This window comes from Acinetobacter sp. YH12128 (assembly GCF_013418655.1).
GTDB classification, from domain to species: Bacteria; Pseudomonadota; Gammaproteobacteria; order Pseudomonadales; family Moraxellaceae; genus Acinetobacter; species Acinetobacter amyesii.
Genome location: NZ_VPBO01000063.1, coordinates 1 through 1,274 on the forward strand (window position 1 = coordinate 1; position 1,274 = coordinate 1,274).

1 protein-coding gene is annotated in these 1,274 nt (G+C 39.1%); it reads left to right on the plus strand.

The features are described from left to right. Nucleotides 1–66 precede the first annotated feature (66 nt). Nucleotides 67–1,232, plus strand: a protein-coding gene (locus FTU64_RS16215) for an IS3 family transposase (RefSeq protein ID WP_119285041.1) whose coding sequence is annotated in 2 segments (ribosomal slippage) — nt 67–325 and nt 325–1,232 — 1,167 coding nt in all. Because the reading frame shifts where the segments join, the coding sequence is not laid out codon by codon here. The last annotated feature ends 42 nt before the right edge of the window (nt 1,233–1,274 follow it).

Consider the following 1,274-nt stretch of genomic DNA (forward strand, 5'->3'; position numbering starts at 1 on the left):
TGATGTGTGCTTAAAAAACAGGAGGGTTTAACTTGGTAAACTATACATACTCATTAGGAGTTTACCATGAGCAAGAAACAGAAGACTTACACCGCAGAATTTAAAGCTGAAGCCATAAAAGCCATTGAAGAGAACCAAGGTAATGTATCGGAATCCGCTAGACAACTTGGCATTTCAATGCAAACCCTTTCGAACTGGAATAACAAAGCAAAGGCTGGAACTTTAGCAGGCACAAAACAGTATTCGCCCGATCTAAACGCCTTACTCGAAGAAAATAAGAAGCTTAAACAACAGCTCAAAACAGCTGAAATGGAACGTGAATTTTTAAAAAAGGCAGCAGCGTACTTTGCCAAAGAAAGTCAGTGAGGTACGCCTATATGAAATCGCAAAGCCACTTATTTCCGATTATTTTAATGGCTCGATTACTTCGTGTATCCGTTTCTCGCTTTTATGATTGGCTAAAGCGAGGCATGAGTAAAAGATCAATTCAGCGAAATCAGCAGACAATTTTGGTCAAAATAGCCCATGAAGAAACCAAACAAAGCTATGGCTATGTTCGATTAACCAAGCATTTACAAGCGCAAGGTATCAAAATAAGTACGTATGCTGTGCGCCAAATAAAAAAATCAAATCAGTTGTATTGTAAGCGCCATAAGCGTTTCAAAAGAACCACGAACAGTGATCACAACCGTTCTATTTATGACAATTTACTCAAGCAACAGTTTTCAATGACGAAGCCTAATCTTGCGTGGTCGAGTGACATTACCTACATTTGGACGGCTGAGGGCTGGTTGTACTTGGCAGCTGTCAAAGATCTTTACACGAAACAGGTTGTTGGCTATAGCTTAAATGAGCGCATGACAGCCAAGCTTGTTTGTGATGCATTGAATATGGCTATTCGCAATCAGAAACCTGCTAAAGATCTCATTGTACATTCAGATAGAGGCAGCCAATATTGCAGTAATGAATATCGAAACTTACTTGAGAAATTTGATTTTCAGGGTTCAATGAGCAAAAAAGGCGACTGCTTTGATAATGCACCGATAGAGAGTTTCTGGGGCATACTCAAAAATGAACTAGTCCATCATCGCAACTACAAAACAAGGGAAGAAGCCAAAGCGGATATTACAAAATATATAGAGTTATTTTATAATCAGCGAAGAATTCAAAAAGGCTTGGATTTTAAGACACCAAATCAAATGGCAGAAGACTTTTATCGGTTAGCTGCCTAGAATCTCCCAAGTGAAAGTCTCCTGCTAATTCAGCACACATCA